Origin of the sequence: Geotalea toluenoxydans JCM 15764, assembly GCF_001311985.1 — a bacterium.
Classification (GTDB): domain Bacteria; phylum Desulfobacterota; class Desulfuromonadia; order Geobacterales; family Geobacteraceae; genus Geotalea; species Geotalea toluenoxydans.
This window is the reverse complement of sequence record NZ_BBCJ01000008.1, coordinates 118358-134723: the sequence shown is the minus strand read 5'-3', so window position 1 is coordinate 134723 and position 16366 is coordinate 118358. Positions and strand designations below refer to the sequence as shown.

The following is a 16366-nucleotide window of genomic DNA, read 5'->3' as shown; positions in this document are numbered from 1 at the left end:
CTGACGGGGGAAGCAATGCCCAGACCTTGTCCGGTGTTGTCAGGTTTTTTTGCAGCTCTCTGTATTGCGGTTCTCGTGGCTATACCGGCATTTGGACATATTACCAATGATCAGCCGGTTTATCGTGTAAGCGATGGTAAAATCATAACCTTTCAGCAGATGATCGATGAAATGAAAGGGACAAATGTTGTTGTCATAGGTGAATCACACGACAGTCAAGAGCATCATCAGCTGCAGTTGGCCGTTATCGAGGCCTATCATCAGGCTGAAACCCCCATTGCAGTCGGTATGGAGATGTTTACCGCCGACAGTCAGCGACATCTTGACCTCTGGACCAACGGAACCCTGGACAAATCAACCTTCATCAGGCTTTACTATAAAAACTGGCAAATGCCATGGCCCCTTTACAGCGATATTTTTCTTTACACCAAAGAGCACCGTATACCCCTCATCGGTCTTAACATAGATCCAAAAATTCCGAAAAAGGTGGCCCGCCGAGGTTTCGCCTCTCTGACACCAAAAGAATTGAAAAAGGTTCCCCCTGGGGTCACCTGTAATGTGGATCCTGAATACATGGCCTTCATAAGACAGGTTTACGCATCCCACAACAAAAGCGACAAGTCTTTTATCCATTTCTGCGAGGCGCAGAAATTATGGAATTCTTTCATGGCATCGGGAATAATGAATTATGTGAGGAGGAATTCCGGACGAACAATGGTGGTCCTGACGGGGGCCGGACATGCACTGAAAAGTGGTATTCCTGCTGAACTTGAACGCGCCTCTGATATCTCATATAAAGTTATACTGCCCGAATTTCCTGAACTATCGCCGGATAATGTGGCGAAAGACGACGCAGATTATATCCTTATGGAGTAAAGAGTCGATTGATTCTATTCGGGTTTGTCCGCGTGTTCTAACCTCTTTTCAAGCAGGGGCCTTCTCCTTTCCTTTCCCACATAGGTTTCACACAAAGTGTTCTCATCCCGGACCGAATCGACACCAACCCTTACCCATTTATCGGACCGGCAGAAACCTGTTATATTGCCTACCCGGATGAGATAGTCCAGGCAATAGTCCTCAACAATGTCATAGCTGTCATCGTCATAACATACCATCACTTTCATGTTTCCTCCATGTAGAGAACATATTAAGCCCACAGGGAAGTTATCGTACCAAATGATAAAAACTTTAATAAGAAATCAATTTTTTATGATTTTGCTTTTATTCAACTTAATGTGATATGAATAAATCACTGTTGAAACCAATGGAGAAAGTAATGTCGAACTCCAATTATATTACCCCTGAGGGTGCAAGGCGCCTTCGGGAAGAATTTGAATATTTATGGAAGGTGGAACGCCCACGGGTGACTCAGGCGGTTTCCGATGCTGCAGCTGAAGGTGATCGCTCGGAAAATGCGGAATACATTTATGGCAAAAAAACGTTTGCGGGAAATCGACAGGCGGGTGCGTTTTCTCATGAAGCGCCTTGATGTTCTGACAGTGGTGGAAGACCAACCGGAGCGGAAGGGAAAGATTTTCTTCGGCGCATGGGTGCGGCTTGAAAATGAAGAGGGCAATGAGGTCGTCTACCGAATAGTAGGGCCGGATGAATTTGATCCGGGAAAGGGCTATATCAGCGTCGATTCTCCCATGGCCAAGGCACTTATCGGCAAGCAGGAAGGGGACGAGGTGGTGGTGAGAAGGCCTGCCGGGGTGGCCACCTTCACCATTATAGATGTGGCTACAAGCCTTTTGTGGGTGAATAATGGCCCTGACATCTGTACGGTTGGCCAAGGCAGGGTGGCTTGCCGTTGCCAATGCAATCGTAACGGTTCCACTGTTTCTTTTTTCGTTCATGCTGGCTCTGGACGACAGCCATGGTGCACGTGCTGTCCAGACCATACTGACATTGATCTCAACGCTGCTATTCATCTATATCATGCTGACCTTGCTGGATTATCTCAACAGCAGCCACCAATTCCATGATGTCGATATGCTTGTCAAGCTGCTGCTCTGGATGAACATCGCGGTGACCGTTCTCAGCATGCTCGGTCTGCTGAGTCAGCCACTCCGGGAGGCCGGCGGACTTTTCGCCATCATTCTTATCGTGCCATCTGGCGTCACCCAGGCTGTCTTCGGCTATCGGCTGCTTCGCCTGCCAGGCTTGACGGGTACACGATTCAAACCTTACGGTGTTCTGAATGTCATAACCGGTGTCTGCTTTGCCCTGGTGGTACCGATACCGATCGGGCTGCTGACTAGTGTTGCTGCGGATGTTATTTTGGGAAAAGTGTTGCTGGAAGCGGCAGAGAAACAGCCATTATCTTAGGTAAAATAAAAAACGCCCGGATCTGATCCGGGCGTTTCTGATTCTGGTGTTACATAACGGGCTCTTTCTACATATCCGACGGTGGACGACAGGCGGTTTCCGGATTACATGCTCCTTGCAGGGCCACATAACCTTTTGCTGGGCTGTCTCCCCTTTTTCCAGAGGTTTTTACGCTCATGACGGATGTAGTATGAACTGCCTATTCAGCGTTGCCCCATGTAACACCATTTTTTGAAAGAACAACTTCAGCTTTTGATTATATGATACTACCGGCAGGGTAATAGTCAAGAGATAAATTGCCAGTGATTCCAGTTGGTTACATTTTATTTTGTGCTTGAAAAATTTAAAAAGGGTAGTGCCTCCAATGGAGACAACTACCCCTCTAATTCTGAATCGTGGCGATGAATATCTACTTTTTCTTCAGGTTGTAAAAGACTTCCTTGCCACGGAAAAGGGCGACGGCGTCCAGTTCGTCTTCGATGCGCAGAAGCTGATTATATTTACAGACCCTGTCGGTGCGGCAGAGGGAGCCGGTCTTGATCTGACCTGCATTGACTGCGACAGAAAGGTCGGCCAGGGTGGTGTCTTCAGTTTCTCCTGAGCGGTGGGAGATGACCGTGGTATATCCGGCACGTTTGGCCATCTCGATGGCGTCCAGGGTTTCTGTCAGAGTTCCGATCTGATTCAGTTTGATCAGAATAGAGTTGGCGATTCCTTTATCGATGCCTTCTTTAAGGATTTTGGGGTTGGTGACGAAAAGGTCGTCGCCGACGATCTGGATCCTTTTGCCCAGGCGTTCGGTCATTTTTTTCCAGCCTTCCCAGTCATTTTCCGCCATGCCGTCTTCGATGGAGACGATAGGATACTTGTTGACCAGATTTTCGTAGAAATCTATCAGCTGGTCCGCTGTCTTCTTAGGCTGGGCTTCATTTTCCAGGGTATAGACTCCGTCGCTGAACAATTCGGAAGAGGCAACGTCCAAGGCCAGCAGCACATCTTCGCCGGGTTTGAAGCCTGCTTTCTGGATCGCTTCGATGATCACTTCCAGCGCTTCCTCATTGGATTTCAAGTTGGGAGCGAAGCCCCCTTCATCGCCGACAGCGGTATTGTAGCCCTTGCCCTTGAGAACCGATTTGAGGGCATGGAAAATTTCGGCCCCCATGCGCAGCGCCTCGGCAAAATTCTTGGCGCCGGCAGGCATGATCATGAATTCCTGAATATCCACGTTGTTGTCTGCGTGGGCACCGCCGTTGATAATGTTCATCATCGGCAGCGGCAGCTCTTTAGCATTGCTCCGCCAATGTACTGGTAAAGGGAAAGACCTACCTCATCGGCAGCAGCTTTGGCCACAGCCAGAGAGACACCGAGGATGGCATTGGCGCCAAGCTTGCTCTTGAATTCCGTTCCGTCAAGCTCCAGCATTTTGCGGTCGATGCCGATCTGGTCTGTTGCTTCCATGCCGATGACTTCTTCGGCGATTATATCGTTGACGTTGGCAACTGCTTTGAGGACCCCTTTACCCAGGTAGCGCCCTTTGTCGCCGTCACGTAATTCAAGAGCTTCCCTTTCGCCGGTAGAGGCGCCTGATGGGACTGCCGCTCTTCCCATGGCTCCCGACTCGAGAAAAACTTCTACCTCCAGTGTCGGATTGCCCGGGAATCGAGAATTTCTCTGGCATATACATCTGTAATCTGGCTCATTCATACCCCTCCATAATGAAATATTTCACAGGCAAGGCACCTGTAATGTCAATTTTGTTTATATAGCACACTTTCCTGTAAATGGAAGTAGTTTTATTAACTTACCCAAAGGACGGAGCGATGGTTTGAGTTGACACTGCATGGCGATAAGGCTATATTTAGTGCTTGTCCTTAGCGAAATTTTTCTTGAAACGTTCCTGTGCTGCTGTTCACGGGAACGCTCCTGCCATTGACGATCGGTCACTGCGGTTACAGGTGGCCGAACAACGGGAATAACATACATAATGCCCACTGAAAGCGGCGACAAAGATAGAAAAACCAAAGGTTCGCTCACCCTTCTTGGCGAAAGATGTCTCGGCTCGGTAGTTGACAAAATCTCCGATCCGAGACAGGAAAAGCGCTGTCGATTCATATTGCTTTTCTGCACAGCCCTCCTTCTCACTTTCCTTATCATCCCCAGCTATCAATTTCTGGCTGTGAAATACAAGGTAGGAGACGTTGCCACCTCTGATATCAGGGCTACCCAGGACTATTTCATCGAGGATCGCCTTCTTACCGAAAAGAAGCGTTCCGAGGCAGAGGCTGTTTCTCCCCTTGTCTACAATTATAATTCCACTGCTGCACTTGACGTAGTTCGACGCTTTGAGAACGCTTTTGCCCTTATACGCAATGCCGGAGAGCGAGATGAAGACGCTGGAGAGCTTTTCGCCAGAATATAGGGCGTCTGTTGACGCAGGATGTCTCTGACAAGGAGGCAGCTGCGCTGTCCCGACTCACATCCGACCAGTCACTGCAGATGGAGTTGGAACGTCTTGCCACAACCATTTATCACAACAAGATTGTTGAGAACAAAAAAGGTTTTGCCGATGACCGCAGACACGGCCTTGTCGTCACTGACCTTGAAACAAAACGTGAGATTGCTGCCGGTGATTACTCCTTTTATATGGACGTTGGTGAAGCTCGCAAGGCTCTTGCCGGCATGAAGCTTGCTCTATCCGCCTCGGCGGGCGACTGTGCGCTCCTGAAGGGTTTATTGAGCCGGATGATAACTCCGAATCTTATCTTTGATCGCGAGGCGACCGAGCAAATGAAGCATGAAGCCAGCTCGGCAACTCGCCCCGTGCTCTTTCAGGTGAAGAGGGGGAGATGATTGTCCGGGTTGGAGAGAGGGTTACCCAGGAACAGGCTACAAAGCTGGACAGTATCTTCGAGTCCCGCGGCATAGAGAGGTTTTTCATGGGGGTAGGTGTTCTGGGGCTTGTACTGGTCCTCTTCTACTTCCCATATCGTTTTGCACGCAAGAACATTCGCAAATTCAGCCCTTCCAACAAGGATATACTGCTCCTTACCCTGATGACCATCGGCAACTTTGTTGTCCTGAAGATTGCCTTCATTGTTTCAACGGCCATGGGCAGCCTTTTACCTTTTATCGACACTGCCGTTTACTACTATTTCTTTCCTTTTGCTGCCAGTGCCATTATTGTCCGGATTATTCTTAATTCCGAGGTGGCACTCGTATATTGTGCTGTCTGTGCGCCGTTACTCGGGATTATGTTCAACAGCAGCCTTCAGGTTGTGATTTACGCCCTTTTAGGTGGGATTGTCGGTGCCCATGGGGTACGCCAATGCAAGGAGCGAAACGCCATATATGTGGCAGGATTGAAGGTAAGCGTGGTCAATGTGGCCATGGCAATTTCCTTCCAGTTTTTCAGCGACAGCGCCTTCACCATTCAGACGGCCTACTGCGTCGTCTTTGCCGGATTGGGCGGCATTTTCAATGCTGTATGTGTTACCGGCACTATTCCTCTCATTGAGGCTCTCTTCCACTACACAACCGACATCAAACTGCTGGAGCTGGCAAATCTGAATACCCCGATCCTGCGCGAACTGATGGTCAGGGCTCCCGGCACCTATCATCACAGTGTCGTTGTCGGAAATCTTGTGGAGGCCGGGGCCGAAGCGATCAATGCCAACCCTCTTCTGGCCAGGGTTGCAGCCTATTACCATGATGTGGGCAAGATCAGCAAGCCCCTCTACTTCATAGAAAATGTCGGAGGAGGCGAAAACAGGCACGACAAGCTTTCTCCGAACATGAGCGCTCTCATACTCATTTCCCATGTTAAAGAAGGAGTTGAACTGGCGAGAGAGAGCCGGCTGGGGCAACCGATCATCGACATAATCCGCCAGTCACATGGCACTTCTCTCATCACCTTTTTTTACCAGAAGGCGAAGGGGTTGGCCGTCACCGACCTGCAAGCGGTGGATGAGAGGGATTTCCGTTACCCGGGGCCCAAGCCTCAAACCCGCGAGGCGGGCCTGGTGCTTTTGGCTGATTGTGTGGAAGCGGCATCCAGGACATTGTCCGATCCTACCCCAGCACGAATTCAGGGCATGGTTCAGAAGATCATCAACAATATCTTCATCGATGGACAGTTGGACGAATGTGAGCTGACCCTGAAAAACCTGCATGAAATTGCCAAGAGCTTCAACAGGATACTAGCCGGCATCTATCATCAACGTATAGACTATCCGGAGCCTGCTTATAAGGAAAAAGGAAGCGGAGGAAAAAAATCCATTGAAGATAGCGATAGCGAACCGGCAAAGGCGCTGGCCGATAGAAGCGAAGAAGCTAAGAAAAGTGGCGGAGATGATCTTAAGCGACTTGGGATGTCCTGACAGCGAACTCTCCATCAGCATCGTCGGCGATCGAACCATTCGCCGCATCAACCGCGACTATCTCGACCGCGATAAGACGACCAATGTCATTTCCTTTGCCATGCACGAAGGAGATTTTGGCGAACTCAACCCCCAGATGCTGGGGGATGTGATCATTTGTGCCGATACGGCTTCGCGGGAGGCAGAAGAAGGTGACATGCCTTTTTTTTCCCGCCTTTCGTTCCTGCTTTTGCACGGCATACTCCATATTACCGGCTACGACCACGAACGCAGCGGCGAAGCGGAAGCTGCAAGAATGGAGATTCGCGAGCGGGAAATTTTCGGTAATCTGAACCGGAAAGGACTTGTCTAGATTGGCTGAGATAGTGGCATTAAATGAAAACCATGGGAAGGAAGCGGACAAAGTTCCGACTGGAGCGTCCTTGAAGCCGACGCGCTTCATAGATTCTGCAAATTGTGCCATCGAAGGCATCCTCTACACGGCCAGGACCCAAAAGCATATGCGCAACCATTTTCTGGCAGCGTTGGTCGTGCTGATTGCGACGCTTTTTCTCCATGTCACGGCACTTGAGTTCATTCTTCTGACCTTATCGGTTTCTTTCGTTCTTTTTGCCGAGCTGATGAATACTGCGGTCGAAGTGGTTGTGGATCTGGTTTCACCCGAATACCATCCGTTGGCCAAGATAGCCAAGGATACCGCCGCAGGAGCTGTACTGGTGGCAGCCATCGGCACGGCAGTAATGGGATACCTTATACTCTCGCACTACATATTTCCGGTTTACAAGGAGATGCTCAGCATGATAGGAACCCCTACAGAAATGGGGACCCTGGTTTCGATCCTGATAGTGGTGATCGTGGTTATAATCATTAAGACCCGCACCAGCAGAGGCACCCCGCTGCAAGGTGGTCTCCCCAGCGGCCATGCAGCTTTGGCCTTTTCCATCGCCACCTCGGTTTCTCTCAATACAAAAGACCCGATGGTGTCAATTCTGACCATTGCCCTGGCAACTATGGTCAGCCATTCCCGATTGCTTCTCAACATTCACTCCTTGCGGGAAGTGGTACTTGGCGCGTTGACCGGAACCGGTATTACTCTCGCGGTGCTGCTTCTTTTTAAAGTGGCCGGATGAAGAAGCTGGTCGACTCATTTTCTGAATAAAGTGGAGGGAACATATCTTTGGAAGGGGACAACGGCAAAAAAAGCCCTGGTCTTATTGACATCGTCAGCCGCTTTCTTTCCGGGCGCCGACGTGTGACCGAAGAAGAAATACAGGAATTGATGAATGCCGGAGAAGAAGAGGGGCTGATCAACGAGGAAGAGAACCAGATGATCCGCTCCATTTTCGCCCTCGGCGACACGGTGGTTCGCGAAATAATGGTGCCCCGCACCGACATGGCATGTGTCAGCTCAGATGCCGGAGTCAAGGAGGTGCTTGCTGCGATAATTGCCTGCGGCCACTCCCGGATACCGGTTTACGAAGCACAATCGACAACATCATTGGCCTCATTTATGCCAAGGACCTGCTCAAATATTGGGGCATGGAGGCTTCTGCCATTGTTCTGAAGAAGATCGTCAGGTCTCCTTACTTTATCCCCGAAACCAAAAACCTTGAGGAACTGCTCCACGAATTCAAGAAAAAGCGGGTCCATATCGCCATTGTCATCGACGAATACGGCGGCACCTCGGGGCTTGTCACCATTGAAGATCTGCTTGAGCAGATTGTCGGGGACATCCAGGACGAATACGACCTGGAAGAAGACTGGCTTGTGGAAGAGGGGGACGGTTCTGTGACCGTCGATGCCCGTCTGCCCATCGAGGAGTTGGCAGAGCATTTTCAAATAGATATTGAAAGGGAAAAATTCGATACGGTAGGTGGGCTGATATTTCACCTTCTCGGTCGCATTCCAGCCAGCGGGGAAGAAGTGGATAACCATCATATACACATGACGGTTCTTGAGGCTGATGAGCGGCGTATAAGCAAGGTGCGAATCGCCAGGAAAGGCAGCGCGGTAGAGGAGACGGAAGGCTAGTGAATTACAGCAGATTTCATATGCCTGACTTCAATGCCGCTCCTCGCCGTGATTATCTGTTGGCGGTAGTGTCCGGCATTTTGCTGGCGCTATCCTTCCCAAAACCAGGGTTATCCATCTGTGTCTGGTTTGCTTTCGTGCCGCTCTTTCTGGCCGTGGGCAAAAAAGATCCGAAGACGGCATTTCGGCTTGGATTTATCTGCGGCCTTACTGCCTATGGTGGCATTCTCTACTGGGTCAATATAGTTATGACCACCTATGGTAAGCTTCCTCTGGTGGTCAGTTTCTGTCTTTATCTGCTTTTGTCGGCATACATAGCCCTTTATGTGGGAATTATTGCCTATCTGGTAAATCGAGGTGAAAAAGCTGGGATTTCATCGGTTTTTTCTTTTCCTTTTCTATGGGTGGGCTTCGAGTTCATCCGCGCTTTTGTCCTGACCGGTTTTCCCTGGGCATCCCTCGGCCATTCCCAATACCGTACCCTGCCTCTGATCCAGATATCTGACGTTACCGGTGTCTATGGCGTCAGTTTTCTGATCGCTCTGGCTAACATCATCATTTACCGGATTATAAAGGGGTTGGTCCGAAAGGAGGCGGTTGCCTATCCTGCCAGAAGTGGCTTCATCTTCCTGGTTCTGATGGCGCTCACCATCGGCTATGGCTTCTACCGGCTCAATCAGGCAGAGCAGGGGGAGCCACTTAAAGTTGTGCTGGTCCAGGGGAATATCCCCCAGGACGTGAAGTGGGATCCGGCTTTTCAAGAGTCGACGGTTGGCATTTACGAAAGACTTACGCGCAAGGCTTGTGCCAGCGGCGGGACTCTGGTTGTCTGGCCTGAAAGTGCTCTTCCTTTCTATTTCCAGACTGAAGAGCAGTATGCGGCAAGGGTAAGATCATTGGCTGCCGAAATGAAGAGTTGTCTCGTGGTAGGCAGTCCGGCCTTCGAGAAAAAAGATGAAGGTATCCGTTACTTGAACAGTGCCTTTCTCCTCTCCCCCTCCGGCGAAGTTCTCGGCCGTAGTGATAAAATGCACCTGGTGCCCTTTGGGGAATACGTGCCGTTGCAGAAACTGTTCCCTTTCGTCAACAAACTGGTGGCCGGAATAGGCGACTTTTCGCCTGGATCCAAGGTGGTGCCCCTTAACACCGGCAAAGGGGAGATCGGGGTTCTGATCTGCTTTGAGGGAATATTTCCGGAACTTGCCCGGGAATATGTCCGTGCCGGAAGTCGTCTGCTGGTAAACATCACCAACGATGCCTGGTTCGGCAAATCATCGGCACCTTACCAGCATCTTTCCATGACTGTGTTTCGGGCGGTGGAGAACCGGGTGCCGTTGGTCCGCGCTGCCAATACCGGCATCTCATCGGTCATAGACAGCAAGGGGCACATCCGCGGCATGACCACGCTCTTCAAAGAAACCTTCCTTTCGGGGGAAGTTCGTTTCGGCATGAAGCGGACTATCTACAACCGATTTGGCGACGTTTTTGCGTGGTCCTGCTTGTTGCTGTCGGTTGGGATGATTGTCAGAATTTTCAGGAAAAAGATTGACGGGTGAGACCACCCCGCTTGAAATAAATCGATTCGAGGAGTAGACGATGTTCAGAGAAGAAGTGGCGCGGTTGAAGCAATGGCGGAACGGATCAACAACTTACGGGGGTCTCTTTGACATAGACAGCCTGCGGGAAGATATTCAGGAACTTGAATCCAGGATCGCCGCCCCCGGTTTTTGGGACGATAATGAGGCTGCGCAGAAAGTTCTCAAGGAGCGGACGGTCATGGAGAAGACCCTGGCCTCCTGGGACAGCTCAACCGTCAGGTTGAAGATATCAGGGTCCTTATAGAGCTGGGAAGCGAGGCGGAAGATGAGGCGACTCTTGCCGAAGTGCATGACCTGAACGATCAGCTGGAAAAAGGGGTGGCCGATGCCGAGTTCCAGAAGATGCTCTCCGGTCCCCATGATGCCAGTTCATGCTTTTTTCCATCAATTCCGGCGCCGGTGGTACCGAGTCCCAGGACTGGGCCGAAATGCTGCTGCGCATGTATCTGCGGTACTGTGAACGTAAAGGATGGAAAACCGAGATTACCGATTATCAGGCCGGCGATGAGGCTGGTGTCAAAGGGGTCACTTTCTCCGTCAGTGGCGAGTATGCCTACGGATATTTGAAAGCCGAGGTTGGTATTCACCGGCTGGTGAGGATCTCACCCTTTGACAGTAATGCCCGTCGCCACACCTCTTTTGCCTCGGTTTTTGTTTTTCCCGAGATAGAAGACGATATCGATGTAAAGATTGTCGAAACCGACCTGAGGGTTGATACCTTTCGCTCCAGCGGTGCTGGCGGCCAGCACGTCAATACGACCGATTCGGCCATCAGGATCACCCACATTCCTACCGGCATCGTTGTCGCCTGTCAGACAGAGCGCAGTCAGCATATGAACCGGGCTACGGCTATGCGGGTCCTGAGAGCAAAGCTTTATGAGCGCGAGTTGCAGGAGCGGGAATCACAGGCCGCCGAAATCGCTGGAGAAAAGAAGGAAATCGGCTGGGGGAGCCAGATACGCTCCTATGTCCTGCATCCTTACAAGATGGTAAAGGACCTGCGCACCGGGGTTGAAAGCGGCAATCCTGATGCGGTCCTGGATGGGGAACTGGAGCAGTTTATAGTCGCCTTTCTCATGGGGGTCCGCCGCGAGGTTAAGGACATCTGACATGGGTGGTGGTTTGTAGTCGTGATTTGGGAGTGTGGCAAATGATTTGCAGGATTTTATATATAGCTGTCATACTAACCTTCTTCTGTCTGACCAATACCGGCTGTGCTGCACAAATGAAAGCAGTGAAAGGACTGTCGCGGGTCGGTTTTGCCATACAGGTAGGAGCTTTTTCAGAGGTGAAAAACGCTGAACGGCTTACAAACAGGCTGCAGCAAAAGGGAATCGAGGCCTTCTACTTCAGAAAGGACAGCGGCCTATATGCTGTTCGTTTCGGTGATTTCGAAACAAAAGAAAAGGCTAAAAAGGCTGCCAAGCGTCTTGTTGCAGAGAAGGTTATCGGCTCCTATTTCATCGCTCCGCCGCAACTCGACGGGAAAAAATCGAGAGAAGTAGGGATTGAAAAAGCTCCACAGCCATCCCTCAAGAAACTTACGCCGGTAGTACCTAAGAAAAGCAGAGAGGAGCGAGCCGGTGAAGCCGAAACCCCGGACCACGCCAAGGCACATGGCGACATGGGAGCCATTGCTGCCCGCACGGCAGAACGCTTTGTCGGCATTCCTTACCGCTGGGGTGGAGATACCGTGGTTGACGGCATGGATTGCAGCGGATTTGCCCGGGCCGTCTATAACCTCTGCGGCGTCAACATCCCGCGCAGTTCAAGGGAGCAGTTCAAGGTGGGGGACAACATCAGCAAGGCAGATCTCAAGGACGGTGACTTGGTCTTCTTCGGTAATTCCGAGGCAGAAATAAACCATGTGGGCATCTACATCGGTGATGGGCGCTTTGTCCACGCACCGCGCCGGGGTGACGACATTAAGATATCAGGAATTGAAGAAGCTTATTTCATAAAACGCTTCATTGGGGCGAAAAGATATTTCTGAAACAATCAAATTGCACTTTCTCGAAATGAGGTAATCATGGCTTTCATCAAACCATTCAAGGCCCTTCGGCCTAAAATAAACTTGGCGGAAAAGGTGGCGGCACTTCCATATGATGTGATGAGCACCGGGGAAGCCATGCAGATGGCAGCGGGAAACCCATGCAGCTTTCTCCACATATCCCGCCCCGAAATCGATCTGCCAGGCGTCGACATCCATTCCGATCCTGTTTATCGCAAGGGACAGGAAACTCTCTCCAGATTTGTGGCAGAAGCGATCCTGGAACAGGATGGAGAGGAATGTTATTATGTGTACCGCCAGAAGATGGGTGACATAGTCCAGACAGGCTAGTGGTATGCGCCGGGGTGGATGACTATCAGGACGGGACAATCAAGAAGCACGAACTGACGCGGGCGGACAAGGAGGAAGACCGGGTAAGGCATATCGACTTTTTGGACGCAAATGACGAGCCGGTATTTTACACCTACAGGAATCATCCTGAAATTTCGTCTCTTGTGGGGAAAGCTGCAACAGCGATCCCGGTATATGATTTTACCACCGATGATGGCGTTTCCCACACCCTCTGGGTCATTGACGACCGTCAAACGATAGCTGAACTGACCGCACTCTTTGCTGTCATTCCCACGCTTTATGTGGCTGATGGTCACCACAGAAGCGCGGCCGCCAGCAGGGTGAGGGATATGAGGAAAGCCGCCAATCCCGGCCATTCCGGCAAGGAAGAATACAATTATTTCCTGACGGTCATCTTCCCTGACAACGAGATGAACATCATGCCCTACAACAGGGTTGTCAAAGATCTGAATGGCCTCAGTATCACCGAGTTCATGGCCAGGCTGGCGGAAAAGTTCGAGATCAGCCCCCTGAATTCCCCACTTAAACCTGTGCACAGCCACCAGTTCGGCATGTATTTGTCTGGTAAATGGTATGAACTGCTGCCGAGAGAGGGTTCCTTTTCCGAAGACGATGCGGTGGTAAGGCTTGATGTTTCCATCCTGCAGAATAACCTCTTAAGTCCCATCCTTGGTATCCGCAATCCGCGTACCGACCAGAGGATTCAGTTCGTAGGCGGTATCAGGGACTGGATGAGCTTATGCGCATGGTAGACAGCGGTGAATATGAGGTGGCCTTCGCACTATATCCCACCTCCATGAAAGAACTGATGGAACTGGCCGATGCTGATAAAATTATGCCTCCGAAATCCACATGGTTCGAACCGAAGCTGCGAAGTGGGCTGTTTGTCCATTTGCTGAAATAGAAAGTGATAAAGAAAAAGGAGAAAAATTGATGCGTAATGTGGAGAAATTTATTGTCATGCTGTTGTTGCTGGTGGCGGTTGTAATTCCTGCCTGTGCACAGAAGGAACCGAAGGTTTCAGAGCCTAAAAAAGCTGAATCTGCTTCTGCCGCAGCCAATGCCGTCAACACACCCTCCGGCCTTTCCTATGTGGACCTCGTTCCCGGAAATGGTCCTTCGCCCGCTGCCGGGAAACCGGTAAAAGTGCATTACACCGGCTGGCTGGAGAATGGCACCAAGTTCGACAGTTCCGTCGACCGCGGCGAGCCATTTGTATTTAACATTGGTGCCGGACAGGTCATCCCTGGTTGGGATGAAGGAGTTATGTCCATGAAGGTTGGGGGTAAGCGTAAACTGATCATCCCTCCCCAACTCGGCTATGGTGCAGCAGGGGCAGGGGGGTAATTCCGCCCAATGCTAAACTCATCTTTGAAGTTGAGCTGCTTGACGTGGCTAAATAACCGTTGTTACTGGAGGGGTAATGGGTATCCTTCTTCCTGTTGTTGCAGCTCTTCTGCTGGCGGTTCCGGCTTTTGCCGCCGATAAGGATATTACTTTATATCTGGACGGCGCCAGAATCCAGAGGGTTGCCTCTGCAGTCAATGGTTATACGGAGGTTGTTCTTCCTGCATCTGTATTGCCAGATTCACTTAGAATCAAGCCAGCCGCAGGTGTGGCCATCGACCGTGTGGAAACGATCTCTGTGACCTCTGATCCGAAACAGGGGCAGCAGCTGGAGAAATTGACTGAACGCAAGGAGCAGCTGGAAGACAGGTTGAAGGCACTTTCTGCCCGTGAACAGATATTTACTGCCGCTGCTAAATCACAGAGCGGCAAGGCACCCCGCAAAACTAAGAGTAATCCGGAACCATTGACCGCCATCCGCCAGGGGACCGATTTTGCCATTGCTCAACTGGAATGGGTCTATCAGGCAAAGCGTAAAGCTGATAAGGAACTCAAGGCGGTACAGCTGCGGCTGGAATCGACAAAGAAAGCTGTAAATATCGGTGGCAGTGTTGTCAGAATATGGGTGAAGGGCAAAGGGGGCAAGGTATCTGTTAGTTACCTTGTAGGAGATACCCGGTGGCTCCCGGTTTATGATTTCAGGGTTAATGGCGCAGGGGTAATGCAGGCCTTCCAACGAGCTTCCATCCCTGCCATGGGCAAGGGAGTGACTGTTGCGGTTGTTTCCGGATTTATGGCAGATGCCGTAAAACCCAAGCCGGTAATATTAAATGTGTTACCTCTGCCTGAAGTGACTTCACAAACTTTGCCGGTTGAAAACCTTGTTCTGTCTGCTTCCCCCCAACCGGCTCTTTCTTTTTCCGTAACCAACAACTCAGCAAAGCCTTTGCCTGCCGGAGATGCCTCCTGCTACTACAGTGGCGAATATTTAGGCCGGTTCAGGTTTGCAGGATTGGCTAAAGGCGAAACCGGAGCAATCAAGTGCGGCAAGTGAAATAACATTGAAAACAAATTTTTTGTTAAAGGCCTCCCAGTAGTCAAGGGGAGGCTTTTTTATAAAAAAATTCAAGTTTGTCCTCAACCTGTCGATATGCACACTAATAGACTGTTGAAAAACTACTGCGGGTCAGATCTGCGGCGTTGCCGCCCGCTCGGCACTCAACGTATTAAGATGCCTCCTTTTATCGCTTGCTTGAGCCTTGCATCCTGAACATCACATATTTCAACAGCCTGCTTATAGGTGTTTTTTATGGGACAGCTTTTTCGAAAACATAAGCATCTGACGCTTTCGGTCGTTGTCCTTGCGGCTACCGGATCCATGCTCTTTTGGGCGATTTCCTTTTATGTGGGTAGTGCCCGGATAGAAGCAGCACTTTTGATAGCCGTTGCCATGCTGTGCCTGCTCCTTATATTTTTGCATCTGGAGCGTATTTCAACCTTACGCCAAGTGGCGAACAATTGGACTCTTGCAGGTGAGAACGTTCGTCTTATGGAGGCGCTGAACGAGACGGAAGACCGTTATGTGGCATGTCTCAAGGCGATTGTTTCAGCCGCAGATGCCCACGATCCATACGCCAGCGGCCATAGCGAACGTGTTGCCAGCGTGGCCGTCAAGATCGGCAGAGCAATGGGGCTACCTGAAGAGCAACTGAAATCGCTGGAAAACGCAGCGCTTTTCCATGATGTGGGGATGCTCTGGGTGGCTAACTCGATCCTCGTCAAGGAGCAACCGCTCTCTGCCGATGAACAGGCAGCCATCAGGAGGCATACCGTCCATGGAGCCGAGTTGCTTGATTGCGTAAGGTCATTGAAAGATGAAAGCCAGGCGGTGCTCCATCACCATGAGAGATTTGACGGTACTGGTTATCCATATGGCCTTAAAGGACATGCCATACCTCTTGCAGCGAGAATTCTTGCCGTGGCGGATGCCTTTGATGCCATGACCTCGGAACGACCTTACCGCTCATCGCTCCTCATGCGTGAGGCCCTTGAAGAACTTTATTCCAATGCAGGCGGGCAGTTCGATCCGAGGGTTGTGGAAGCATTTCTCAATGCCCTTGATGACATAAGCCGCGAAAACGAGCCTTCCACTCCGGCGACCAAGAGGTTTGAAGCGAGACTCTTCAGCATGGTCGGCAATTGTTGATAGACTTCCATTAAAAAAGCAGTACTCCCCTTCCATATTCATTTATCATTCCAGCCGCAAGCTTAATTCCTGCATCCTTTTCTGTTGAGCAATTCTTGTAGTTATGGTAGTTTAACCT

At 50.6% G+C, this 16366-nt stretch carries 10 protein-coding genes and 7 pseudogenes; 15 read left to right on the top strand and 2 right to left on the bottom strand.

Translation table 11 applies throughout. The features are described from left to right. The first annotated feature begins 15 nt into the window (after nt 1-15). On the top strand, nt 16-876 hold the full coding sequence (locus JCM15764_RS07005; RefSeq protein ID WP_054693965.1) for a ChaN family lipoprotein: 861 nt from the start codon (nt 16-18) through the stop codon (nt 874-876). A 14-nt stretch (nt 877-890) separates the two neighbouring features. On the opposite strand, the gene JCM15764_RS07000 is transcribed toward JCM15764_RS07005, so the two are convergent. Next, the gene (locus tag JCM15764_RS07000) at nt 891-1124 is read right to left on the bottom strand and encodes a GSU3473 family protein (protein WP_054693963.1); all 234 of its coding nucleotides are present in this window, start codon (nt 1122-1124) and stop codon (nt 891-893) included. Nucleotides 1125-1276: 152 nt separating this feature from the next. Between JCM15764_RS07000 and JCM15764_RS29405 the strand changes: the two genes are divergently transcribed. From JCM15764_RS29405 to JCM15764_RS06990, 3 genes and pseudogenes are all read left to right on the top strand, one after another. Continuing rightward, complete coding sequence (locus JCM15764_RS29405; protein ID WP_439645265.1) at nt 1277-1489, top strand: hypothetical protein; 213 nt, start codon at nt 1277-1279, stop codon at nt 1487-1489. Next, nucleotides 1413-1682: pseudogene (locus tag JCM15764_RS29400) on the top strand (GreA/GreB family elongation factor); the annotation flags it as partial. The gene JCM15764_RS29405 and the pseudogene JCM15764_RS29400, both read left to right, overlap by 77 nt. Before the next feature lie 82 nt (nt 1683-1764). Continuing rightward, a complete protein-coding gene (locus JCM15764_RS06990; RefSeq protein WP_054693960.1) occupies nt 1765-2328 on the top strand; it encodes a hypothetical protein in 564 nt (187 codons plus the stop codon). Between the two features lie 409 nt (nt 2329-2737). Here JCM15764_RS06990 and eno read toward each other — a convergent pair. After that, a pseudogene (gene eno, locus JCM15764_RS06985) lies at nt 2738-4028 on the bottom strand (phosphopyruvate hydratase). A gap of 284 nt (nt 4029-4312) precedes the next feature. On the opposite strand from eno, the pseudogene JCM15764_RS29395 reads away from it, so the two are divergent. From JCM15764_RS29395 to JCM15764_RS06930, 11 genes and pseudogenes are all read left to right on the top strand, one after another. Next, nucleotides 4313-6704, top strand: a pseudogene (locus JCM15764_RS29395) (HD family phosphohydrolase). Then, nucleotides 6604-7056, top strand: a complete 453-nt coding sequence (gene ybeY, locus JCM15764_RS06975) for an rRNA maturation RNase YbeY (protein WP_054693957.1) — start codon at nt 6604-6606, stop codon at nt 7054-7056. The pseudogene JCM15764_RS29395 and the gene ybeY overlap by 101 nt, the downstream one beginning before the upstream one ends. Nucleotides 7057-7126: 70 nt before the next feature. After that, complete coding sequence (locus JCM15764_RS06970; protein ID WP_243688517.1) at nt 7127-7834, top strand: diacylglycerol kinase; 708 nt, start codon at nt 7127-7129, stop codon at nt 7832-7834. Nucleotides 7835-7881: 47 nt separating this feature from the next. Continuing rightward, nucleotides 7882-8735: pseudogene (locus JCM15764_RS06965) on the top strand (hemolysin family protein). After that, complete coding sequence (gene lnt, locus JCM15764_RS06960; protein WP_054693955.1) at nt 8735-10291, top strand: apolipoprotein N-acyltransferase; 1557 nt, start codon at nt 8735-8737, stop codon at nt 10289-10291. The pseudogene JCM15764_RS06965 and the gene lnt overlap by 1 nt, the downstream one beginning before the upstream one ends. Nucleotides 10292-10331: 40 nt before the next feature. Further along, nucleotides 10332-11442 (top strand): annotated as a pseudogene (prfB, locus tag JCM15764_RS06955) (peptide chain release factor 2). 41 nt (nt 11443-11483) lie between these two features. Further along, the gene (locus tag JCM15764_RS06950) at nt 11484-12326 is read left to right on the top strand and encodes an NlpC/P60 family protein (protein WP_054693952.1); all 843 of its coding nucleotides are present in this window, start codon (nt 11484-11486) and stop codon (nt 12324-12326) included. Between the two features lie 36 nt (nt 12327-12362). Continuing rightward, nucleotides 12363-13599 (top strand): annotated as a pseudogene (locus tag JCM15764_RS06945) (DUF1015 domain-containing protein). 29 nt (nt 13600-13628) lie between these two features. Continuing rightward, nucleotides 13629-14098: pseudogene (locus JCM15764_RS06940) on the top strand (FKBP-type peptidyl-prolyl cis-trans isomerase). Nucleotides 14099-14118: 20 nt separating this feature from the next. Beyond that, nucleotides 14119-15096: a DUF4140 domain-containing protein gene (locus JCM15764_RS06935; RefSeq protein ID WP_054693948.1), complete on the top strand. Its 978-nt coding sequence runs from the start codon at nt 14119-14121 to the stop codon at nt 15094-15096. A 255-nt stretch (nt 15097-15351) separates the two neighbouring features. Then, nucleotides 15352-16248 carry an HD-GYP domain-containing protein gene (locus JCM15764_RS06930; protein WP_054693945.1) on the top strand — a complete coding sequence of 299 codons (897 nt, stop codon included), beginning with the start codon at nt 15352-15354 and terminating at the stop codon, nt 16246-16248. The last annotated feature ends 118 nt before the right edge of the window (nt 16249-16366 follow it).